The organism is Lutibacter sp. A80, from assembly GCF_022429645.1.
In the GTDB taxonomy this organism is placed as follows: domain Bacteria; phylum Bacteroidota; class Bacteroidia; order Flavobacteriales; family Flavobacteriaceae; genus Lutibacter.
This window is the reverse complement of sequence record NZ_CP092480.1, coordinates 1,751,899-1,776,588: the sequence shown is the minus strand read 5'-3', so window position 1 is coordinate 1,776,588 and position 24,690 is coordinate 1,751,899. Positions and strand designations below refer to the sequence as shown.

Here is a 24,690-nt window from a genome sequence, read left to right as displayed (position 1 = left end):
TAAAAGTGCATTAAATTAAGAATACGCTCGCCTTAAAATATATAGATTAAAACAACTTATTAAAGTAATCAAATGAAAACAAAACTAAAATACATTATTATCGGTTTAATTTTTCAATTTTCTTTTGGTCAACAAAAAGATAGTTTAAAAGTTATAATTACTCCTGAAGTTGAATATCAAACTATTCATAATTTTGGTGCTTCAGATGCCTGGACAACCCAGTTTGTAGGTAATTGGCCTTTAGAAAAAAAGGATGCAATTGCCGACTTATTATTCGGTTTAGAGTACGACTCAACAGGGTCTCCAAAGGGAATTGGCTTGTCGGCTTGGCGGTTTAATATTGGGGCAGGAAGTGCAGAACAAGGTGCATTAAGCGGTATTAAAGATTCTTGGAGAAGAGCAGAAGGTTTTTTACAAGACGACCTTAGTTATAATTGGAAAAGCCAAAGTGGTCAACAATGGTTTTTGTTAGCTGCAAAGCAACGAGGTGTAAAAGATTTTGTTGGATTTGTAAATAGCCCTCCAGTACAATTAACTAAAAATAATAAAGCGTACCCATCTAATGCAAATTCATCAAACCTTGCGGAAGAGAATTATAATTCTTATGCTGTTTTTTTGGCTGAAGTTGTAAAGAACTTTAAGCGTAATTTAAATATTGAATTAACTTATATAAGTCCTTTTAACGAGCCGCAATGGGAGTGGATAAAAGGAAGTCAAGAGGGTTCTCCTTGGAATAACAATGAACTAGCATTAGCAACAAAGGCTATTGATAAAGTTTTTAATGAGGAAAATTTAAAAACAAAATTAGAAATCTCAGAAGCAGGTTCTATTGGTTATTTAACTTCCGAAAAAACTAAGTTTAATAATAGAAGTAATCAAGTAGAAGAGTTTTTTAATACCGAAAGCAGTAATTATATAGGAGACTTAAATTCGGTAGTATCAAAATTTGCAGGACATAGTTACTTTACTACTTGGAAAATTTCAAAACTGAAAAAAGAACGTGAAAAAATTGCTCAAAAGTTAGGAGAATATCCAAACCTAGAATATTGGATGACTGAATACTGTGTTTTGGAAAATAATGAAGAAATTAAAGGAAAAGGTAAAGATTTAGGGATGAATACGGCATTGTATGTTTCAAGGGTCATTCATTCAGATTTAACAATATCAAACGCAAGTGCTTGGCATTGGTGGATTGCTTTAAGTGCTTATAATTATAAAGATGGTTTAATTTATGTTGATAAAGCAACTGATGATGGAGAGTTTGTAGACTCTAAATTATTGTGGGCATTGGGTAATTATGCGCGATTTATTAGACCTGAGGCTAAAAGAATTAAAGTAGACTATAAAGATATAAACTCTATAGAAAATTTAAAAAATGGTTTATTAGTTTCAGCATATAAAAATAGTGATAATAGTATTGTTGTTGTAGTTGTTAATCAACAAAAAAATGCTGTACATTTAGATATGTTAATTGATGGTACTTCAGCATTTAAAGCAAAAAAAATGTACACAACAAATAAATCTTTAAACTTAAAAAATGTTGAAATAAAGAATAATAAGCCACTTATAATTTTAGGAGCATCTATAAATACTATAATTTATGAAGAATAGTTTTTTATAATAAAAAATAATACATATTTCAATTTTAATTGAATCTTCTATTGTTAATTATTTCATATTACTTTTAAATAGTAATATTTAATTTTAAAAATAGAAGGTTTTTTTTGTATAAGTTTTGGGAATGCACTAATTATTTATATCGGTTTTTATCTCTATCGGTTTAAAACCTTTTTCTAAGCTTTTTATTGAATGTTAAATCTAATATTAAATAGCATATTTAATTTTTATTTTTTTTTGAGTATCTGATTATAGGTGTTAGTTTGTTTTAATAGGAGTTAAATTGTTGCAAGCGGTTAAATACCTGTTATTTATTGCTATTTGCAACAAATTTACCCCAAAAAAGAGAACCTTGCTTTTTATTTATCTTATAGATTTGTTGTAATCATTTGTTATAATGATGAAACCAAACTATAAATTAATTATTAATTAGTATGAAATTAAAACTAAGTATTTTATTACTGTTGTGTTGTGGTTTTATGTCTTTAAAGGCTCAAACAACTATTACAGGAACAGTTACAGACGACTTAAATCAAACTTTGCCAGGTGTTAATATTTTGGTAAAAGGAACAAACCGAGGGGTAACTTCCGATTTTGATGGAAACTACTCAATTGAAGTTTCTAAAGGTGAAATTTTACAATTTTCATATATTGGGTTTGTGGCCCAAGATATTTTAATTGGAGATCAAGAAGTATTAAATGTTATTTTAAAAGGAGATTCACAACAACTAAGTGAAGTAGTTGTTATTGGGTATGGAACCACATCTAAAAAAGATTTGGTTTCTTCAGTTTCTTCAGTAAAATCTGACGTTTTGGAAAATCAACCAGTTGCAAGGCTAGATCAAGCTTTACAAGGTAGAGCAACAGGGGTTTCAGTTACATCTAATAGTGGAGACCCAGGATCGGGTTCAACAATTAGAATTAGAGGTGCTAGTTCTATAAACGGTAACAACAGCCCTTTGTATGTTGTTGATGGATTTATTGTTGGAACAGGATTTAACTTAAACACTTTAAACGTTAACGATATTAAATCTGTTGAGGTTCTAAAAGATGCAACAGCATTATCAATTTATGGTACAAGAGGTGCTTCAGGGGTAATTTTAGTTACAACTAAAAACGGTACAGAAGTTTCAAAAGGAAAACCAAAAATTAGCTTAAATCATTATTACAGTGTTCAAGAAGTTGCCAATGAAATTGATATTGTAAATGGAGAAGATTACGTAAACTATATTAATGAAGCTGGTCAGTTTAATCCAAACTTAAACAATGGTTTTGGAGGAACAGACCCGAACTTACCTTTATTGTATGAAGACCCAGGAGCAGTTGAAACAACTGATTGGCTTGATCTTGTTACTCAAACTGGTCATGTAATGAATACAGATTTATCTATAATGGGGAATTCAGAAAACTCAAATTATTATATTTCTATGAATCATTTTGATCAAGATGGAATTTTAAGAGGTTCTGGTTTAGAAAGAATAACATTTAGAACTAACTTAGATGTTAGACTTTCAGATAAGTTTAAAATGGGGGTTCGTTTAAATGCAACACATTATAAAAAAGAGAATAATAAAGTAAATTATTCAAATATTGTTCAGTCAGTTTTACCAATTAAAACGGTATATGATGATGAAGGTAATTACACGGGTACAAATCCAATTAAAGGAACAACTGAACGAAATCCAGAAGCAGATATTAATTTAAGAGTAGACCATGATATTATTACTAAACTTATCACTAATGCATATTTTGAATATGAATTATTTGAGAATTTTAAATTAAAATCTACTATTGGAGCTGAGATAACACATACAAAATATAACGATTATCTTCCTGGAGCTTTACCAGAAAGAATACTTAATAATAGTGGTACAGGTTACGGTAAAGTTGCAACAAACTTTTCTAAAAGTATTTTGAATGAAAATACATTTACTTATGATGTAAATACAGACGAAGATCATTCTCTTAAATTATTAGGAGGGTTTACTTGGCAAAAAGATAATAATGAAAGTACTGTTTCTGAAGCCGATGGTTTTCCAAATGATGCGGTATCATTTAACAACCTTGCTTTTGGAGATGCAGACTTGTACTATGCAAGTTCTGGATATAGTCAAAGAACGTTAGCTTCATTTTTAAGTAGGGTAGATTATGGTTATAAAAGTAAATACCTTTTAACTGTAGTTGGTAGATACGATGGTTCATCTGTTTTTGAAACAGGTAAAAAATATGCCTTTTTCCCTTCTGTAGGTGTTGCTTGGAATACCAGTGATGAAAGTTTTATGGAAGATATAGATGTTATCAATAAATTAAAAGTTAGAGGTAGTTATGGTATTGTTGGAGAACAAGGTGTAAGTCCTTATAATTCTATAGCAACATATAGTAATGGTATAAATGTTTTTAATGATAATGTTGTAAATGCAGTTTTATTAGGTTCAGTACCAAGTGATGGGTTAAAGTGGGAAACTACTAAACAATTAGACCTTGGTTTTGAAGTAAGTCTACTAGATAATAGAATTATGTTTGAAGTAGATTACTATAAAAAAACTACAGAAGATTTATTATTAGCTAAAGCTTTATCTGCACAAGCAGGAGGAGGTACTCAGCTACAAAATGTAGGATCAATTGAAAATAAAGGTTTTGAATTTTCATTAAACACAGTTAATGTTGAGAAAAAAGATTTTTCTTGGAATTCTACATTGTCAATTTCTACAAACAAAAGTGAAGTTTTAGAATTAGATGGTAGAGAATACATAGATTTACAATCTACAGGTAACCAAGGAGGTACTTCTGCAAGACTTATTGTTGGAGAGTCTATGCCTGTATTTATTGGACTTAATTATTTAGGAACTTATAAAACTGAAGAAGAAATTATTGCTGATGGTAGAGAAGGGATGTCTTTTATTGGTGGTCCAAGATTTGAAAATTTAGACGATAATCCAACTTGGAATGATGAAGATGCAACAATAATTGGAAGTCCAGAACCAGATTTTTATGGTGGTTTTAGAAATACATTTACATATAAAAATCTTTCTTTAGATGTATTTTTTCAAGGTCAATACGGAAGTGATATCTTTAATATTAGAACACAAACTTCATTTTATGGAAGAAATGAAGAAAACTTAGATTCTAGAGTATTAGACCGTTGGATTGAAGGAGAAAATGAAACTTCAGATATTCCTAGAGCAGGGGTTTCATCAAGTTTATTTAATCCAAATAGTTCTGTTAATATTGAAGATGGTTCATTTTTAAGATTAAAAACAGCAACTTTAAATTACAACCTTCCATTAGAACAATTAGGATGGAATAATACCTTTAGTACATTTAATGTTTATGTTACTGGTACTAACTTATTTTTACTTTCTAAGTTTAAATTAGGAGATCCAGAAACTAGTAATTTTAGTTCAGATAGTGGTTTTAGTTCTGTGTCTCAAGGTTTTGCAGCAGGTACATACCCATATGCTAAATCTATTACATTAGGGTTAAAAATGGAATTTTAAAAAAAAATAACAAAATGAAAAATATATTAAAAAATAAAATAGTCCTAGTATTATTAGGTTTATTTGCTATAATTTCATGTGACGAATATCTAGAAGAAGATTTAAGGGATGCAATTACTCCTGAAAACTTTTACAATAATGATAAAGAAGCTGAATTAGCTGTAAACGGGGTTTATAATTTATACCATAATAATAATTTATACAGACAAAGAGGTTTAGACGATTATTATACACATGGAGCAGACGTAGTTGGTCCTAGTAGAAATGTAAATGGAACTATCCATAATTATTTAATTGCTGAAGGTGTAGGTGACGGAAATGGAGTATGGTCTCAATTATATGAAGTAGTAAATGCTACAACAGAATTTTTAGCAAATATAGATGGTAATGAAAAACTTACTGAAGCTAATAGAAACCAAGCAGTTGGTGAGTTGTTATTTTTAAGAGCTTTAGCTTTTTATCATTTAACAAATTTATGGGGAGATGTTCCTTATTTTAGAGAAATGTTAAATCCAATTGAAGCAGCAGAATTAGGTAGATATGATAAGGACTTAATAAGAACAGATATGAAAGATGATTTAACAAGAGCTATATCTTTGTTACCATCATCATACAGTAGTTCAGATTTAGGTAGAGCAACAAAATGGGCAGCTTATGCTTTAAAAGCAAAGTTCCATTTATTTGACAAAGAATGGGGATTAGCTAAAAGTGCTTGTGATGAAATTATTAATAATTCACCACATACTTTATTAGATAATTATGCAGATGTTTTTGATCAAAAAGATCCAACAAATTCAATAAATAACGAACATATTTTTATTATTGACTTTAAAGCAGATGAGCTTAATACTACAAGAACTGATGATTATAATCCTCGAATTAGTGATGAACCTTCAAATAGAAACGATTATGCTTTTGATGATTTAGGAAATCCAGTTCTAAAATCTAACGGTACTCAAATGAAAAGATGGGAGTATTTTCAAAGCTTAATGTTAGAACAAGAAGAAGATATGACTGGTTATGGATGGTCTGTAGCATTACCTGAAATTGCAGATAAAGACAATTGGCAAGAAGGCGATTTACGTTATGACGCATCAATTGTTTCTGAATATTTAGGTTTTCAACTTTCATTCCCATATTACAGAAAAAACTGGAATTTAGACCAAGTAAATTCTGTGAGATACAATCACCACGAAAATTATATTGTTTTCCGTTTAGCTGATATTTATTTAATGGCTGCTGAAGCAGAAAATGAATTAAATGGACCTGCAAATGCGTATGCATATGTAAATAAAGTTAGAGAAAGAGCTTTTGACCCAGATCAACCTTGGAGCGGAATGTCTCAATCCGAGTTTAGAGAAGCTATGTATTCTGAAAGAAAATTTGAACTTGCTGCAGAAGGACATAGAAAAATGGATTTAATTAGATGGGGAATATTATTAGAAACTGTTAAAAGTACAGAACATAGAAGTTGGAACAATCCAGCTGCTAATATTCAACCTTACCATGTGTTACTTCCAGTACCACAAGCTCAAATTTTATTAAATGCAAATTTATTAGATTCTGATCCTACAAATAACGGTTACCGTTAAAATAAAATAACCAAAAGCTAGAGTGTAAATATTAATATTTACACTCTAGCTATTTTAAAATTTACCAATTATGAAAAGTTTACTTCCTTTTATTGCTTATGTGTGTCTTTTATCGAGCATAATTTCTTGCTCAAACCAAAAAGAAAAGAACAGTTTAGACATAGCACAAGAGTCTTCTAAAAAACCCAATATTATTTATATTCTTGCCGATGATTTAGGATATGGCGATTTAAGTGTTTACGGACAGGAAAAATTGAGTACGCCAAATATTGATGCATTAGCTTCAGAAGGATTGTTATTTACTCAACATTATGCAGGTAATACGGTATGTGCACCGTCAAGATCTGCTCTATTAACAGGAATGCATACAGGACATACTCCTGTAAGAGGTAATAAAGAAATTCAACCAGAAGGACAATATCCAATACCAGATGATACCTATACTATGGCAGAAGCCTTAAAAAAAGGTGGTTATGTAACTGGAGCCTTTGGAAAATGGGGCTTGGGATATCCAGGTTCAGAAGGAGATCCAGTATATCAAGGATTTGATACATTTTACGGATACAATTGTCAACGTTTAGGACATAATTATTATCCTTTTCACTTATGGTCTAATAGAGATTCTATAGTTTTAAGTGGTAATAGTGGCCTTAAAAAAGAACAGTACGCACCAAATTTAATTCAAGATCAGGCACTTGCTTTTTTAGAAAAAAATAAAGATACTACATTTTTTATGTATGTGCCTACAATAATACCTCATGCAGAATTGGTTGCGCCAGATTCAATTATGAACAAATACAAAGGGAAATACCTTCCTGAAAAAAAATACGAAGGCGTAGATGGAGGTCCAGAATATAGATTAGGTTTTTACGAATCACAAGACGAACCACATGCGGCTTTTGCAGCAATGATAGAGATTATGGACACCCAAGTAGGTGAAATAATGAAAAAAGTTAAAGAACTGGGAATTGAAGATAATACAATTTTAGTATTTGCGTCTGATAACGGACCTCATTCAGAAGGTGGTGCCGACCCAGAATATTTTAAAAGTAGTGGTCCATTTAAAGGAACAAAAAGAGATTTGTACGAAGGTGGTATTCGAGTACCAATGATAATTAAATGGCCAGGGAAAATAAAAGAAGGTACAAAAACAGATTTAGTTTCTGCTTTTTGGGATGTGTTTCCAACATTCTCAGAAATTGCTGAGATACCAGTTCCAGAAAACTTGGATGGAATCTCATTTTTACCAACGTTATTAAATAAACCAGAATTACAAAAACAACATGAATATTTATATTGGGAATTTCACGAAAGAGGTGGAAGACAAGCTGTTAGAAAAGGAGATTGGAAAGCCGTTAAATATAATGTTTTAAAAGAACCAAATGCTCCTATAGAATTGTATGATTTATCGAAAGATGAAGGAGAAACAACTAATGTAGCAAGTCAATACCCAGAAATAGTAAAAGAAATGGAGCTTATTTTAAAAGAAGCAAGAACACCGTCAGATGTTTTTACATTTAGTCAAAGTACTTTTGTAGCTGATTAAAAAATTGCTTGTATTAATTATTATATCAACGTTTTACAAACTACTTTTATAAATTTGAGTTATTAATTGTGAGTGACAAAAGCAGGGGTGCTAAGTCTTTAAGTAATTACGTTGATATAAAACTCCAATTAGAACCAATAATTGGTAAATACTAATTAAGTGTTACCAAACCATTAAAATTAACATATAGCATAAAAGCTATAAAAAAGAAAAATATAATGTAAGTAATGTGTTTTTTGAGATTAAAACTTCATTACTACTAATTAAATACTACTATGTCATATATTAATAAATCCTATTTAAAACAACAAACTTATTTAATCTTGTCTTTTATAGTTAGTTTATTGTTTATAAGTTGCCAAAATGAAACAACTGAAATAAGTAACAATTCTCGTGTAAATTTTGATTCCAATTGGAAATTTATTCAAGAAGATATTACAGGTGCTGAATTAATTGAATACAACGATGCTTCTTGGAGAACATTAAATTTACCTCACGATTGGAGTATAGAAGGTGAATATGATGAAAACAACCCAATGGCCGGACAAAGTGGTTACTTACCTGCTGGATTTGGATGGTATAGAAAAACCATTACTGTTCCAGAAACTTGGAAAGGGCAACATGTAGAAATAGCTTTTGATGGGGTATTTATGAATAGTACTGTATGGGCAAATGGTAAAAAATTAGGAACTAGACCTTATGGTTGGATTTCATTTGCATATGACATATCAGAAATTGCACAAACTTCAAAAAAAATAACTTTTGCTGTACGTGTAGATAATAGTAAACAACCTTCGGCACGTTGGTATACTGGAAGTGGAATTTATGCTCATACTTGGATAGATGTAAAAAATAAAAACCATATTACAAGAGATGGAATTTTTGTAAGAACAGAAAAGAATAACATTTTTGTAGATACTGATTTAACAACTATAGACGATCAAGCTAAAACAGGAACACTTATTACTTCCGTTGTAGATAAAAGTGGTAAAGTAGTTGCTACTAAAGAAGATAGTTTAATGGAGAGTGAAGATTTAATAATTAAAACAAACTTAATTTTAAACAACCCAAAACTTTGGTCAACAAAAACACCGTATTTATATACCTTAAAAAGTGAATTAAAAGTAAATGAAGAAGTAGTAGATGTTGTTGAAACTAAATTTGGGGTTAGAGATATTGAATGGATTGCAGAAACAGGAATGTGGATAAATGGAGAAAATGTTAAATTACAAGGGGTATGTAACCACCAAGATGCAGGGGCTTTTGGAGCAGCTGTGCCTGATAAAATTCTTCGTTTTAGAATTCAACAATTAAAAGATATGGGAGTCAATGCAATTAGAACGGCTCACAACCCACAAACACCAATATTTTACGATTTATGCGATGAACTTGGTATGTTAGTAATGGATGAAATTTTTGATGGATGGAAGAAAAAAGCTAAAAACGATTATGGAGCACATTTCTTTGATGAATGGTGGAAGCAAGATTTAACAGATTGGATAAAGAGAGATAGAAATCACCCTTCTATTGTTATTTATAGTGTTGGAAACGAAACAGGAGGACCTATAGCTAAAGATTTAGTTGAAGCTTGTAATAATCTAGATCCTACTAGACCAGTAACTTCAGGTCATTCAGGGTCTAACCATATGAATGTTTTAGGTGTAAATGGAGGTAGTGAGAAGAAAGGATTTATGGAAAACATAGAAAAAAATCAAAAAGGAAAAGTTTTTATAGGTACAGAAAATACACATACTTGGCAAGTAAGAGGATATTACAGAACCAAAACTTGGTTTAGAGATGGTTTCCCTAATAAAAATCAACGTCCTTACGCCATTCCAGATTTAACAGAAAAAGAAGTATTTACTCATGATTGGGTTGATGAAGTTGATAGAAAAAATAGAAAACAAGTTTTTAATTCAAGTTATGACAATGCAACTGTGCGTGTATCATCACGTTTAAATATAGCACAACTTAGAGATATACCAGAATATGCAGGTTCATTCCGTTGGACAGGTTATGATTATATTGGTGAAGCAAGTTATGTGCATGGTGGTTGGCCTTTTAAAGCTTTTATGGGAGGTGCTATAGATTTAGCAAATTTCGAAAAAGATTTGTATTATTTATACCAAAGTCAGTGGACAACAGAACCAATGGTTCATATTTTACCACATTGGACACACCCAAAAGTGGAACTGGGTACAGAAATTCCAGTGTGGGTTTATTCTAATTGCGATGAAGTTGAGCTATTTTTTAACGACACATCTTTAGGGAAAAAGAAACCAGGAAAAGCTTGGGATGAAATGCAGTGTCAATGGTTAGTTAAATGGCAACCAGGCACTTTAAAAGCTGTTGCTTATAAAGACAATAAAGTAGTTTCTGAAAAGGTTATAAAAACCGCAAATGCGCCTTCTAAAATTAAATTATCAATTGATGGTGAACCTTTAAAAGATGCTGCAAATGATTTTGTACAGGTTAGAGTTACAACAACAGATAGTGCAGGCGAGATTTATCCTTATGGAGAAAATAGAACTTATTTTAATGTAATTGGAGCAGGAAAAATTAAAGCTTTAGATAATGGAAGTCCTGTAGATGTTGAACAACATGTAGGTCCTAATCATAGAAAAGCATTTTATGGTTTAACACGTGCTTATATAGAATCTACAAATAACTCTGGAGCCATTAATTTGTTGGCAAGTAGTATTTTAGGAGAGAAAAAACAAATTACTTCTAATAAAGTTAGCATAGATACCAAAGTTCTTAATTTAAGAGGAGCTAAAATAAATCCTGAAATTGAAGTTTTTTATACTACAAATGGAGCTACTCCAACAATTAATTCTGAAAAATATGAAGCGAGTTTTGAAATTGCACCAGAAACAACTGTAAAAGCATTAATTGTTGTAGATGGTGAAGCTTTACAAGTTTTGGAAGAAAAATTTGGAGCAAATGAAGGATTTACTTGGAATGAAAATATAACAAATGTAACAGAAATAGGAGAACAAGCAGAAGAAGCTACAGTAGTTAATGGTAGTGTTTTAGCAAAAGGTTCAAACTTTAGAGGTAAAGGTTATGTAAGTTTAGATAAAGAAGTAGGGTCTTCTGTGGCTTGGTATCAAGAAAATGATGGAGGTGCTGGAGAAATAGATTTATACATTAGATATAGTGCACATATTAAAGGTGCTGCAGGTACATATGTTAAACTTATAGTTAATGATGAGGTTGTAAAAGATAAGCTGTTTTTACCAAGTACAGATAATTGGGGGAAATTTTGGAGTAAAGTAAAAGTCCCTATTCAAATTAATAGAGGAGCAAATACAATAAAATTAGAAACAGTTGAAGATAAAGGTCTCTTTGTTGATGAAATTATTTTTAAATAAACTGTAAATTTGTTTTTAAAATTGTAACCATTACTAAAAAATCAAAAGTTTAACTGATAATTCAACTAATGAAAAATATGAATGTATTTAATAGGTATTGCTTAGTTTTTACAATATTATTTATTAGCTGTAAAGGTTACAGTCAAAAAAACACAGTTGTTCCGGTACAACATAAAGTAACACTTAAAGAAGCACATAAAGGAGATTTAGAAATTGACACTTTATTGCTTGATAGTTACGGACTTTTACCTGAAAATATTAGGCAGTTTTATATGGAATCTCGTGCTGTATTTTCAGAAAATACAGAAGCGAATTTTACAGATGCTAAGATTTTAGAATCTGCAAAAAAGCATAATTTAGCACTAATAGGAGGTCCTATGCTAGGGAATTTACAAAAGGAACAAGTAACTGTTTGGTTGCGAAAACACTCTGAAACACCTATTACTATCAAAGTGTTGAACATAAAAGATAAGAGTGAACATAAATATTTTAAAAATAATATAATACCAGGTGTTGAGCAAAGGATAGTATTGGATGGATTAACTGCTAATTCAGAGTATAAATATCAAATTTATGAAAATGAAATTAAGCTAGCAGAAGGGGAATTTAAAACAGCTCCAACTACTAAAGAAAAAGGCTTGTTTAAAGTAGCTTTTGGATCAGATTTTCATAAAGTAGGATTGCATAATCCAAACTTAGTAACACAAATTCTAAAAAGAAATCCACAAGTAATGTTGTTAATTGGCGATATAGCTGTTGATGATAGGGAAAATAAAATTAACCTGCATAGGTCAGATTATCTTTTACGAGATATGTCTAAACCTTGGAGAGACCTTTCAGCCAATGTTCCTTTATATACTGCTTGGGATGATCACGATTATTTTAATAACGATCTAAGCGGTATTCCAGATAGATTTACTAGTGATGATGTTGAGGCGGTTAGAGAAGTTTGGTATCAGAATTGGAACAATCCAGAGTATAAAGGAGAAGGCATATATTTTAGCACACAAATAGGGCCCGTTGAAGTAATAATGCTAGATACTCGTTCTTGTAGAACTGTAAAAGAAAGAGGACAATACGGTTGTTATTTAGGGATAGAACAACAAAACTGGTTAAAAGAAACTTTAAAAAACTCTAAAGCTCCTTTTAAAATTATTTCAAGTGGTACAATGTGGAGTGACGCTATATCCAATGGAAAAGATTCTTGGGGTACTTGGGATACAGCAGCGCGAGAAGAAATATTTAATTTTATTGAAACAGAAAATATTCCAGGTGTCTTATTTATTAGTGGAGACCGCCATGGAACACGTGCATTTAATATACCTAGACCATCAGGATATGTAATTCATGAATTTGAAGCAGGAACTTTAGGAGGAGTACCTGGACCTGAAGCAATAGCAAAAGATGCAACCAATCAAATTTTTGGATATGGAGGTACAGAAATAATTGCTTTCGGCGAATTTTTATTTAATACAAAAGCAAAAGAACCTCAGGTTACTTTTAGGTTGATTGATGAACACGGTAAAATTGTAGAAAAACACACTTTATTATATAACCAACTTACCCCAAGAAAATAAAAAAGATGAAAATTAAATTACCCATATTTACAGTATTTACACTTTTAATTCTATTAAACTTTAGTTGCAAAAGTGATAAAAATAAGAGTTCAATTACTACTAATGAAAAAGTAAAACCAAACATATTATTCATTCTTGCAGATGATTTTGGATACAAAGATACAAGTGTTATGGGTAGTGAATATTATGAGACTCCTAATATTGATAAAATAGCCAATCAAGGTATGAATTTTACAAATGGCTATGCTAATTGTCAGGTTTGTAGTCCTTCAAGAGCTAGTATTTTAACAGGTAAAAATACTGCACGTCATGGAATAACAGATTGGATAGGTGCAGCAGTAGGAGGAAAATGGAGAAATAAAAAAAGATATAATAAGTTACTTCCGGCGGATTATAATCATCAATTAAATTTGTCTTATACTACTTTACCAGAAGCTTTAAAAACTCAAGGATATAAAACATTTTTTACTGGAAAATGGCATTTAGGTGGAGAGGGATCTTCTCCAGAAGATCACGGATTTGATATTAACAAAGGAGGATGGGAGAGTGGTAGCCCAAAAGGAGGTTACTTTTCACCATGGATAAATCCAACTTTACCAAATACAAAAAAAGGAGAAAATCTATCTATGCGTTTGGCAGATGAAACAATAAATTTTATGAAACAAAATAAGGATACTACCTTTTTTGCTTTTCTTTCATTTTACGCAGTACATGGTCCTATTCAAACTACACAAGAGAAGTGGCAAAAATACCAACAGAAAGCTCAAGAATTAGGTGTTGCAGAACAAGGTTTTAAAATGGGGCACTTTTTACCAATTAAACAGCAACAAGATAACCCAATTTATGCAGGCCTTGTTGAAACAATGGATGATGCAATTGGAAAAGTAATGAATTCTTTAAAAGAAATGGGGCTTGATGATAATACAATTGTAGTATTTACATCAGATAATGGAGGAGTATCTTCAGGAGATTCATTTTCAACATCAAACCTTCCTTTGCGTGGAGGAAAAGGTTATCAATTTGAAGGTGGAATTCGTGAGCCTTATTTTATTAAAGTTCCTGGTTTAGCAAACGGTCAAATAAATACAACGCCAGTTACGGGTTCAGATTTTTACCCTACTTTATTGGAATTAGTTGGAGCAGATCTTTTACCAGAAGAACATCAAGATGGAGTAAGTTTAGTGCCAATTCTAAAAGGAGAAACTATTGCTAAGCGTCCATTAATTTGGCATTATCCACATTATGGAAATCAAGGAGGAGAGCCTTCAAGTATTATAAGAGAAGGAAAATGGAAGTTAATTCATTATTACGAAGATGGACATAAAGAATTGTATGACCTTGAAAATGATATTGAAGAAGCTAATAATATTGCTGAAAACAATCCAGAAACAGTAAAATATTTAGATGAGAAACTGTTTAATTATTTAAATGAAGTAGGAGCAAGATTTCCTGTAAAAGATGATGAATATAACGCTGAATTAGAAAAAAAATATTTGGAATCAGTAATTAAAAATCAGTGGCCAAATCTAGAAAAACAACGACTAAAATTTCTTTCCGATGATTTTAAGCCAAACGATACTTGGTGGGATAGTAAAACTACAGTTGATTAATATTGATTTATTAAAACAATTTAGAATTAATGAAATAATTAAGTAAAAAAACAAGAAGTCTAGGTTATTAAAATAAAGTAGATTTTTTTGCATAAAAAATTATCCCCAATTTTATCTAAATAAGTATAAAATTGGGGGTTTTTTATTTTTTAAGTTACATTTTTATCCCACTATTGAGAAAATTTAATTTTAAAAAAACACTAACTTTATCTCTGTTAAAAAAACTATTTATTAGTTAATAATAAGATATAAAATGAGTGTTAAAATAGATCATCTGTTTTTTATTGGAATGTTATTGTTTTTTAGTTTGAGTTGTAAAAACAATCAAAATGTTACAACAACAAAAATTAGTGAAGAGAAAAAGCCAAATATTATTTTTATAATGGCAGACGATTTAGGTTACGGAGATATAGGTAGCTACGGGCAAACTAAAATTAAAACTCCAAATCTAGATAAAATGGCTTCTGAAGGAATCATTTTTACAAATCATTATTCTGGTTCAACTGTATGTATGCCTTCGCGTGCTAGTTTATTAACTGGATACGATCAAGGACATGCAAGTGTTAGAGGAAATCCTGTTTGGACTCAAAGCGGAAATCCAGTTAACCTTAAACCAAACGAGCCAACTGTAGCAAATGAACTTAAAAAAGCAGGATATAAAACAGCCATTATTGGTAAATGGGGGCTTTCAGAAGGAACTGCTAAAGGAAATATGCCTTCTAACCATGGTTTTGATTATTTTTTAGGTTATAAAACACATGGTGAAGCGCATCATTATTATTGGGATACTATTTACAAAAATAATGAACCTTTTATTTTGAAGGATAATAATTTTAAATTAAAACAAGGAAAATATACGCATGATGTTTTCGTAAACGAAGCATTAAGTTATATTGAAAAAGAAAAAAATAATCCTTTTTTTCTGTATTTAGCTTTAACAATTCCTCATTTAGAATTAACGGTGCCTGAAGATTCTAAAGAACCATATAAAACACTTGGTTGGCCTAAACGTAAAATGAATACTAAAGGACATTACAAAAATGATAAAGAAGGAAATATTACTTATGCAGGTATGGTTTCTCGTATGGATAGAGATATAGGAACACTCTTTGAAAAATTAAAAGAACTTGGAATAGATGAAAATACCATAGTCTTTTTTACCAGTGATAATGGGCCAGAATATGAAAAAAATGATCATTTTTTTAACAGTAATGGAGATTTAAGAGGGGGAAAACGAGATTTATATGAAGGAGGTATTCGTGTTCCATTTATTGCAAATTATCCAGGTAAAATTGCTCCAGGTTCTAAAAGTAATCATATTTCTGCTTTTTGGGATTTTTTACCAACAGTTTGTGATTTAGCAGGTGTAAAACCTTCAAATAAAGATATTAATGGACTTTCTTTAATGCCAGAATTGATGGGGAATACAAAAGCTCAAAAGAAACATGATTATTTGTACTGGGAATTTAATGAAAAACAAGGGCCTATTCAAGCTATTAGAAAAGACGAATGGAAATTGGTATGGAAATTAGAAGGGAAACCAGAATTGTATAATCTTTCAAAAGATATTGGTGAAACTGAAAATTTAGTCTTAAAAGAACCAGAAAAATTAAACGAAATGCTACGTATATTAAAAAATGCTAGAACAGAACATAGCGAGTTTCCATTAGAAACAAGAGCGTTGGCAATTAAAAGAAGAAGTAATAAATAAAAGAATATCAAAATCAATAATTATATAAAAATTAATAAATGAAAAAAATACTTGTAATTTTTTTATTGTGTATGGTATATGTTACCACAAATGCACAGCAAAAAAAAATATGGAATGAGTCTAAAAAAGAAAAAACAGAACGTTTAGCTTGGTGGACAAATGATCGCTTTGGAATGTTTATTCATTGGGGAACATATTCTTTAGCAGGAAGACACGAATGGGTTAAAAAACGCGAAAGAATTTCAGATGAAGATTATCAAAAATACTTTGATAATTTTAATCCAGATTTATACAATCCGCAAGAATGGGCAAAATTAGCAAAAGCAGCAGGTATGAAATATGCTGTTATTACTACAAAACACCATGAAGGTTTTACACTATTCGATTCTAAATATACAGAATATAAAGTTACAAATACAGAATATGGAAAAGATGCTCTTAAAGAATGGGTTGAGGCTTTTAGAGCTGAAGGACTTAAAATAGGGTTTTATTATTCAATTATAGATTGGCATCATCCACATTATACAATTGATAGAGTGCATCCAATGTCACCAAAAACGGATAAAGAATATGATGAATTAAACAAAGATCGTGATATGAGTATTTATCGCGAATATTTGAAAAATCAAGTTACTGAAATTTTAACAAATTATGGTAAAGTAGATATGTTATGGTTAGATTATTCTATACCAGGTAACCACGGAAAAGGAAGGGAAGATTGGGGTTCTGTTGAACTTATGAAATTAATAAGAAAACTTCAACCAGAAATAATAGTTAATGATCGTTTAGATTTAAAAGAATATGCTGGAGGTTGGGATTTTACAACGCCTGAACAATTTAAAGTTGACGAATGGCCTACTTATAATGGAGAAAAAATACCTTGGGAAACCTGTCAAACTTTTAGTGGATCTTGGGGTTATTACAGGGATGAATTAACGTGGAAAGATAACAAGCAATTATTAGTATTATTAATTGAATCTGTTAGTAAAGGAGGTAATGTTTTACTAAATGTAGGTCCAACTGGAAGAGGTGAAATAGATTACCGTGCAGAAAGTGCTTTATTACAAATGGGAGATTGGATGAAATATAATGGCAGATCAATTTATGGGTGTACACAAGCACCTGATGAATTTGAAGTGCCAGATAATTCATTATTAACATACAATCCAAAAACAAAAAGACTTTATATTCATTTATTGGATTATCCATTGCAAAATTTTACGCTTAAAGGTATGAAAGGTAAAATAAAATATGCTCAATTTTTACATGACATGTCTGAAATTCAGATTGCAAAGCCTCACGGAGCTTGGGGAAAAGAAGAGTTAGCAGCACAAGATATAAACCTTAGACTTCCAGTAGTTAAGCCTAATGTTGAAATTCCTGTTATTGAAATAATATTAAATGAATAAAATTAAACGATAAATATTCGTGTTTTTTCTGAAGTTTCTATAAATAAATTTAATAAAATGAGAACAATTGCTCACCAACTAATTATTATATGTTTTATTTCTTTTCTTTTTAACAGCTGTTCGTCGCAAAAGGAAGGAAATATAAAAGAACATAACAATCCTAATATTATCTACATTTTAGCCGATGATTTAGGTTATGGTGATATACAAAGTTTTAATCCTGAAGGAAAAATTCCAACTCCAAATATTGATAAAATGGCTGCTAACGGAGTTATGTTTACCGATGCGCATACATCATCCTCTGTTTGTACACCAACTAGATATGGAATTTTAACAGGACGTTATAATTGGCGTAGTAGTTTAAAAAGTGGGGTACTTGGTGGGTATTCAAAATCGTTAATTACACCAAATAGAACCACAGTTGCAGATTTATTAAAAACACAAGGTTATACTACTGCGTTTATTGGTAAATGGCACTTGGGTTGGGACTGGCAATTTAATACAGAAACTGAAGTAAAACAAATAAACAGCTTGCATACAATACAAGATGTAAATTATAAGGCGCCAATTAAAAATGGACCATCTACACATGGGTTCGATTATTCATTTGGCTTTTGTGGTTCTTTAGATATGCCTCCGTATGTTTATGTAGAAAATGATTATGCAACCATGGAACCAACAAAAACAACTATTAATAAAGATTCAAAGGGTTTTTGGAGGCAAGGACCTACTTCAAATGATTTTGTTCATGAAACTGTTTTACAAGATTTAACTAACAAAGCTATTAATTATATTGAAGAGAAATCTAAAGCAGATAAACCTTTCTTTTTATATTTTCCATTACCCGCTCCACACACACCTATTTTACCTTCAGAAGAATTTTTAGGAAAAAGTAAAACCAATGCGTATGGTGATTTTGTAATGCAAGTAGATGATGTTGTGCGTCAAATTAGAGAAACACTTAAAAAACAAGGTGTTTCAGAAAACACATTATTAGTATTTACTAGTGATAATGGATGTTCTCCTAGAGCTGATTTTAAGGAACTTGAAAAAGTAGCACACGATCCTAGTTATGTTTTTAGAGGTATGAAAGCGGATATTTATGAAGGAGGACATCATGTTCCTTTTGTAGTTGAATGGCCAAATAAGGCATTAAAAAATTCTAGTTCAAATCAAATTATTTGCACTACGGACTTTTTTGCAACTTGTGCCGATATTACAGGGTATCAAATTAAAGATTCTGAAGCTGAAGATAGTTATAGTATGTTATCTTTAATAACTAACAATAATACTAAAGATACAAGAGAATATACGGTACACCATTCTATTAATGGTTCTTTTGCAATTAGGCAGGGAGATTGGAAATTGTGTGTCTCTAAGGGTTCTGCAGGTTGGAGTTATCCTAAACCTCAAGAAATAAAAAATAAAAATTTAGATTTACCTGAAATGCAATTATTTAATTTGAAAGATGATATTGGTGAAACTAAAAATCTAATGGCCGAATATCCAAAAAAGGCAGCTGAACTAAAAGAAGCATTAAAGAAAATTATTTTAGAAGGTAGAAGTACCAAAGGAACTATCCAAACAAATGAAGAAATGGATAATTGGAAGCAAATAGAGCCAATAATTAATTAAATTATGAAAAACGTATTTTTTTTTATTTTTTTAATTGCATTTATTGTTAGTAGTTGCAAAGCTCAAAATCCAATTTTAAAGAAAACAGACCCTGGATTTATTTATGCTGCAGATCCTGCTGCTGAGGTTTTTAATGGGAAGGTGTATGTTTATTCATCTAGAGATGTTCCAGATGCAGTAAACTTTAGCACTATGCAAGACTATGTTGTTTTAGAATCTTCAGATTTAAAAACTTGGATAAATCACGGAGTGGTTTTAAAACCAAGAGAATATACTTGGGCTCATGGGCAAATGAATGCTCCAGATGTGGCTTATAAAAACGGTTGGTATTATTTCTATTTCCCTTATAATAAAACACATATTGGTGTAGCAAAAAGTAGAACTCCAATTGGTCCTTGGCAAGAAGCAGTTTCAGATAAGATTACAACTATTTTCGATCCTACAGTTTTTGTAGATGATGATGGTCAAGCTTATATTTATGGAAATGACCATAAAGTAAATATTGGCGAACCAGGAGCACATATTATGGGTGCAAAGTTAAAAGATAATATGATAGAACTTGATGGTCCTTGGGTTCGATTGAGTGAAGAAATTGTAAGCGAAGCAGTGCATATATTTAAAAGAAATGGTATTTATTATTTTAATGCAAGAGTAGGACCTGTTACTAAATATTGGATGGCAGACATGCCTTTACCACAATACGCAACCTTAAAGGGAACATTAGCACCTGATGCTTCTAATGCACCTAATCATGCATCTGCTATAGAATTTAATAACGAATGGTATTTCTTTTACCATAGAGGAGATGTTAATGATGGTTCATTTCATCGTAGATCCGCTTGTTTTGAAAAAATGACATTTCGAGAAGATGGAACAATAGTCCCAATTGAGTATACATTAGAAAATGACAAAATTGAGAAATAAACTATATTAATTTATTTGACAAAATACTAGAGACTCTTAAATTATAATCAAAAAAAACTATCATTAATGAAAATAAAAAAATTGTATAATATCTGTTTAGTTATATTATGTTGTATGTTTTTCAATAGTACTTCTTATGCACAAGAAATAAAAAAGCCTTACGATGGTAGTTGGGAATCACTTCAAAAAATGCAAGTTCCAGCTTGGTTTGATGATGGAAAAATAGGAATTTTTATCCACTGGGGGCCATATTCTGTAATTGGTCATAGAAAAGGAAATAGAGGTTATGCAGAACACGGACCTAAGATTTTGTATGAAGATCCAGCATATTATTATCCATATATGAAAGAACGTTGGGGAGCAAATCCACCAGACTTTGGATATAAAGATATAATCCCAGAATTTAAAGCAGAAAATTGGAATCCAGAAGAATGGGCAGAATTATTTGCCGAAGTAGGTGCAAAATATGTTGTTTTAACAGCTGAACATCACGATGGTTGGGCAAATTGGGATTCAGAATTAACACCATGGAACTCAGTTGATATGGGGCCAAAAAGAGACATTGTTGGAGATTTAGGGAAAGCGGTACGTAAAAAAGGTTTAAAATATGCACCTTCTTACCACAGAGAAAGACATACTGGTTTTTTTGCAACACAAAAATATGTGGTTAATGGAGAGCCAAGACCAGATATTGTTGAAGAAATAAAACGTGTACCCAAAGCAGCATCACTTTATGGACCATTTACGTATAGTAAAGAATTTGTTGATGATTATGTAGCGCGTTGGAAAGAAATTCAAGATAAATACCAACCAGATTTTTTATGGATAGACGATATTCCAATCTTTACGCGTGATGGAAATAATGCGGCAAAAGCAATATTTAAACCAGAAATTCAATATTATTATGATCAATTAAGGTTAATGATAACCGATTTTATGAATAATGGAGCTGCAAAAGGACAAGAAGTTTATTTAAATAATAAAGGAGGAAATAGAAACTGGCCAGATGGAGTTGGAGCTTTAGAAAAAGATAATTTAAGATTAAAAGTAATAGGACCAAAATGGCAAAGCTGTACAACATTTGGTACTTCATTTGGTTATTTAGCAGAGGAAGAAGATTCTAATTATCCATTTAAAAAGAAATCTGTATCAGATGTTATTCATGAAATGGTAGAAATTATTAGTCGTAATGGAAATTTCTTAATTAATATAGGACCTAAAGGAGATGGAACCATTCCAGAATGGCAAGTAGAGCGCTTAAAGGCTATGGGGAAATGGTTAAAAATTAATGGAGAAGCTATTTATGGTTCTAGATATTGGAAAATAACGCATCAAGACAATGAAAACTTATCTTTTACAACAAATGGAAAAAATTTATATGCTATTAAAACAACTAAACCATTAAACTCATTTATAATTGAAGGTACTAAAGGTTGGAAAAAAAGAACTGTAAAATCGGTTAGTTTAATAGGATCTGAAAGTAAAGTTAAATGGAAAATGACTTCAGAAGGACTTTCAATTACACCTCCAAAAGACTTAGGAGAAAGTATGTATGCATGGTCGTTTAAAATTGTAACAAAAAAGGAACAATATCATCCTAATGTAATTCAAAAAGATGCTTCAAAAGCATTAAAAGGAACAAAAAAAGTAGATATAGACGGGTTTGACAGAGATTAAAAGAAGAATTAAAGTTTGTTTAAACAAAGCCTTCTGAAGAAATTTAATATGTTGTTTTTATTGGTAATAACAACTAACAACCGTTTTTTTAGAAATCCTAATGTTAATAGAATGAAAGTGAAAGAATTATTTGATGTGTGTTTAATGATACTTTGTGTCGTTTCTATAAGTCACATTACGTATGCACAAGACGTGAAAACGGTGAATGTATTTGTTTCAAAAGTAGGTTCAAATATTAATGCTGGAAGTGAACAAAAACCATTTTCAAAAATTTCGAACGCAATTGAAAAAGCAAAGCAAATTAAGTTTCAAGATTCTAAAACTAATATAATTATAAATATACTTCCTGGTGATTATTATCTATCAGAACCATTAATAATACCTTCAATATTAAGTGGTATTAGTATAAAAGGAACTAAAGCTTCAGAAGTTAGTATTAAGGGGTCTAAAGTGTTAAATCTTACTTGGGAAAAATATGATAATAATATTTTTGTAACTGATGTTCCTGAAAACTCAGATTTTGATCAATTATTAGTGAATGGAGTTCCACAAATTTTAGCACGCTATCCAAATTATAATGAAGATAGTCGTTATTGGCAAGGCTATGCTTCAGATGCAATTTCTAAGGAACGTGTAGCGTCTTGGAAAAATCCTGAAGGAGCCTATTTTAATGCTTCTCATGCTGGTAGATGGGGCGGTTTTCATTATGTAATTACGGGTGTAAATAAAGATGGAACTCCTATTTTAGAAGGCGGACAGCAAAACAATCGTATGTCTAAACCTCATAAAGAATATCGTATGGTTGAAAATGTTTTTGAAGAATTAGACAGTCCAGGTGAATGGTATTTAGATAAAAAAAATAGCAAACTTTATTATTGGCCTTTAGATGTAATTTCTATAAATACCTCAAAATATGAGGTGTCAGTACTTAAAGATTTAATTAAGGTAGTAGGTACATTAAATAACCCAGTAAAAAATGTATCTATTTCAGAAATTACTTTTAAAAATACCGAACGTACTTTTATGGAAACCTACGAACCTTTATTAAGAAGTGATTGGACAATCTACAGAGGAAGTGCATTGTTTTTTGAAGGAACTGAAAATTGTAAGGTAGAAAATAGTGTTTTTACGAACTTGAGTGGTAATGTTATTATGGCAAGTAAGTATAACAAAGGTATAGAAGTCAAAGGAAATCATATACATAATTGTGGCGCAAGTGCTATTTCTTTTATTGGAGATGCTTCAGCTGTTAGGTCTCCATCTTTTAATTATACCGAATTTGTATCAATTTCAGAAATGGATACTATTGCTGGACCTAAAAACGAATTGTATCCTAGAGAATGTTTAGTTGAAAATAATTTAATTCATCGGATTGGTAGAATTGAAAAGCAAACCGCAGGTGTTCAAATTTCCATGTCTATGGATATTACAGTGCGTAATAATAGCATTTATGATGTACCTAGAGCCGGAATTAATATTAGTGAAGGAACTTGGGGCGGACATATAATTGAATATAACGATGTGTTTAATACTGTTTTAGAAACTAATGACCATGGCTCATTTAATTCTTGGGGTAGAGATCGGTTTTGGCATCCAAATCGTAATGTGTTAGATAGTTTAATTATTGCAAAACCAACTATGTATAAGTGGGATGCTATTAAAACTACCATTATTAGAAATAATCGTTTTCGTTGTGATCACGGCTGGGATGTAGATTTAGACGATGGTTCTTCAAACTACCATATTTATAATAATTTAATGCTAAATAAAGGGCTTAAATTACGTGAAGGCTTCAATCGTTTGGTTGAAAATAATATTATGGTTAATAATTCCTTCCATCCACATGTTTGGTTTGTAAATAGCGAAGATGTTTTTAAAAGAAATATTGTTTCAGGAGCATATAAAGATATTCGTTTATCGGGTTGGGGAAAAGAACTTGACTACAATCTTTTTCCTACTGAAGTAGCCTTGCTAAAATCTCAAATTCACAATAGAGATATTCATAGTATTTATGGAAATCCAATGTTTAAAGATCCGGCTAACTTAGATTTTTCGGTTGCTGAAAATTCACCAGCATTAAAAATAGGATTTAAAAACTACCCAATGGATAGGTTTGGTGTTCAAAAGCCTAGTTTAAAGGCCATTGCTAAATCTCCTAAAGTTCCAATTATTGAAAAAATTACAGAAAATAAAAAGGAAAATAGTTCTGCAGTAGTGTGGTTAAAAAATAAGATTAAAAGTGTTGAATCTAAAGAAGAACAATCTGCTTACGGTTTAAATTCAGCTGAAGGTGTAATTGTATTAGAAGTTTTTAAAGAGAATCCTGCAGTAAAAAACAACGGCCTTAAAATAGGTGATGTTATTTTAAAAGCTTCAGAAAAAAAGATTAAAACAGTTAACGATTTTTTAAAAGTTAATGTAGAAAATACCAATGGTAAAATAGACTTACTTATTATGAGAAATCAATTAGAAAAAGAAATATCAATTAATATTAAGTGAGTTCAGATTATAAAAACAAAAG

At 30.8% G+C, this 24,690-nt stretch carries 13 protein-coding genes; all 13 read left to right on the top strand.

Annotated elements, in window-relative coordinates; translation table 11 throughout:
- Positions 1-72 precede the first annotated feature (72 nt).
- On the top strand, positions 73-1,611 hold the full coding sequence (locus MHL31_RS07605) for a glycoside hydrolase (protein WP_240228572.1): 1,539 nt from the start codon (positions 73-75) through the stop codon (positions 1,609-1,611).
- 440 nt (positions 1,612-2,051) lie between these two features.
- Positions 2,052-5,114 (top strand): TonB-dependent receptor, encoded by a 3,063-nt coding sequence (locus MHL31_RS07600; RefSeq protein ID WP_240228571.1) that lies wholly within the window; start codon positions 2,052-2,054, stop codon positions 5,112-5,114.
- A 14-nt stretch (positions 5,115-5,128) separates the two neighbouring features.
- Positions 5,129-6,706 carry a RagB/SusD family nutrient uptake outer membrane protein gene (locus MHL31_RS07595; protein WP_240228570.1) on the top strand — a complete coding sequence of 526 codons (1,578 nt, stop codon included), beginning with the start codon at positions 5,129-5,131 and terminating at the stop codon, positions 6,704-6,706.
- 70 nt (positions 6,707-6,776) lie between these two features.
- The gene (locus MHL31_RS07590; protein WP_240228569.1) at positions 6,777-8,252 is read left to right on the top strand and encodes an arylsulfatase; all 1,476 of its coding nucleotides are present in this window, start codon (positions 6,777-6,779) and stop codon (positions 8,250-8,252) included.
- A gap of 275 nt (positions 8,253-8,527) precedes the next feature.
- Positions 8,528-11,626: a glycoside hydrolase family 2 TIM barrel-domain containing protein gene (locus tag MHL31_RS07585; RefSeq protein WP_240228568.1), complete on the top strand. Its 3,099-nt coding sequence runs from the start codon at positions 8,528-8,530 to the stop codon at positions 11,624-11,626.
- A gap of 68 nt (positions 11,627-11,694) precedes the next feature.
- Complete coding sequence (locus tag MHL31_RS07580) at positions 11,695-13,203, top strand: alkaline phosphatase (RefSeq protein ID WP_240228567.1); 1,509 nt, start codon at positions 11,695-11,697, stop codon at positions 13,201-13,203.
- 5 nt (positions 13,204-13,208) lie between these two features.
- Positions 13,209-14,813 (top strand): sulfatase, encoded by a 1,605-nt coding sequence (locus MHL31_RS07575; protein WP_240228566.1) that lies wholly within the window; start codon positions 13,209-13,211, stop codon positions 14,811-14,813.
- A 253-nt stretch (positions 14,814-15,066) separates the two neighbouring features.
- A complete protein-coding gene (locus MHL31_RS07570) occupies positions 15,067-16,524 on the top strand; it encodes an arylsulfatase (protein ID WP_240228565.1) in 1,458 nt (485 codons plus the stop codon).
- A gap of 38 nt (positions 16,525-16,562) precedes the next feature.
- Positions 16,563-17,933: an alpha-L-fucosidase gene (locus tag MHL31_RS07565; protein WP_240228564.1), complete on the top strand. Its 1,371-nt coding sequence runs from the start codon at positions 16,563-16,565 to the stop codon at positions 17,931-17,933.
- A gap of 57 nt (positions 17,934-17,990) precedes the next feature.
- Complete coding sequence (locus tag MHL31_RS07560; protein WP_240228562.1) at positions 17,991-19,568, top strand: arylsulfatase; 1,578 nt, start codon at positions 17,991-17,993, stop codon at positions 19,566-19,568.
- A 3-nt stretch (positions 19,569-19,571) separates the two neighbouring features.
- Positions 19,572-20,492: a family 43 glycosylhydrolase gene (locus MHL31_RS07555; protein ID WP_240228561.1), complete on the top strand. Its 921-nt coding sequence runs from the start codon at positions 19,572-19,574 to the stop codon at positions 20,490-20,492.
- Between the two features lie 66 nt (positions 20,493-20,558).
- Positions 20,559-22,169, top strand: a complete 1,611-nt coding sequence (locus MHL31_RS07550) for an alpha-L-fucosidase (RefSeq protein ID WP_240228559.1) — start codon at positions 20,559-20,561, stop codon at positions 22,167-22,169.
- A gap of 111 nt (positions 22,170-22,280) precedes the next feature.
- Complete coding sequence (locus MHL31_RS07545) at positions 22,281-24,668, top strand: PDZ domain-containing protein (protein ID WP_240228557.1); 2,388 nt, start codon at positions 22,281-22,283, stop codon at positions 24,666-24,668.
- Positions 24,669-24,690: the final 22 nt, after the last annotated feature.

Excerpts from the sequence above, each read along its gene's own strand:
- MHL31_RS07605 (WP_240228572.1), top strand. The coding sequence starts at position 73 with ATGAAAACAAAACTAAAATACATTATTATCGGTTTAATTTTTCAATTT.
- MHL31_RS07600 (WP_240228571.1), top strand. The coding sequence starts at position 2,052 with ATGAAATTAAAACTAAGTATTTTATTACTGTTGTGTTGTGGTTTTATG.
- MHL31_RS07595 (WP_240228570.1), top strand. The coding sequence starts at position 5,129 with ATGAAAAATATATTAAAAAATAAAATAGTCCTAGTATTATTAGGTTTA.
- MHL31_RS07590 (WP_240228569.1), top strand. The coding sequence starts at position 6,777 with ATGAAAAGTTTACTTCCTTTTATTGCTTATGTGTGTCTTTTATCGAGC.
- MHL31_RS07585 (WP_240228568.1), top strand. The coding sequence starts at position 8,528 with ATGTCATATATTAATAAATCCTATTTAAAACAACAAACTTATTTAATC.
- MHL31_RS07580 (WP_240228567.1), top strand. The coding sequence starts at position 11,695 with ATGAAAAATATGAATGTATTTAATAGGTATTGCTTAGTTTTTACAATA.
- MHL31_RS07575 (WP_240228566.1), top strand. The coding sequence starts at position 13,209 with ATGAAAATTAAATTACCCATATTTACAGTATTTACACTTTTAATTCTA.
- MHL31_RS07570 (WP_240228565.1), top strand. The coding sequence starts at position 15,067 with ATGAGTGTTAAAATAGATCATCTGTTTTTTATTGGAATGTTATTGTTT.
- MHL31_RS07565 (WP_240228564.1), top strand. The coding sequence starts at position 16,563 with ATGAAAAAAATACTTGTAATTTTTTTATTGTGTATGGTATATGTTACC.
- MHL31_RS07560 (WP_240228562.1), top strand. The coding sequence starts at position 17,991 with ATGAGAACAATTGCTCACCAACTAATTATTATATGTTTTATTTCTTTT.
- MHL31_RS07555 (WP_240228561.1), top strand. The coding sequence starts at position 19,572 with ATGAAAAACGTATTTTTTTTTATTTTTTTAATTGCATTTATTGTTAGT.
- MHL31_RS07550 (WP_240228559.1), top strand. The coding sequence starts at position 20,559 with ATGAAAATAAAAAAATTGTATAATATCTGTTTAGTTATATTATGTTGT.
- MHL31_RS07545 (WP_240228557.1), top strand. The coding sequence starts at position 22,281 with ATGAAAGTGAAAGAATTATTTGATGTGTGTTTAATGATACTTTGTGTC.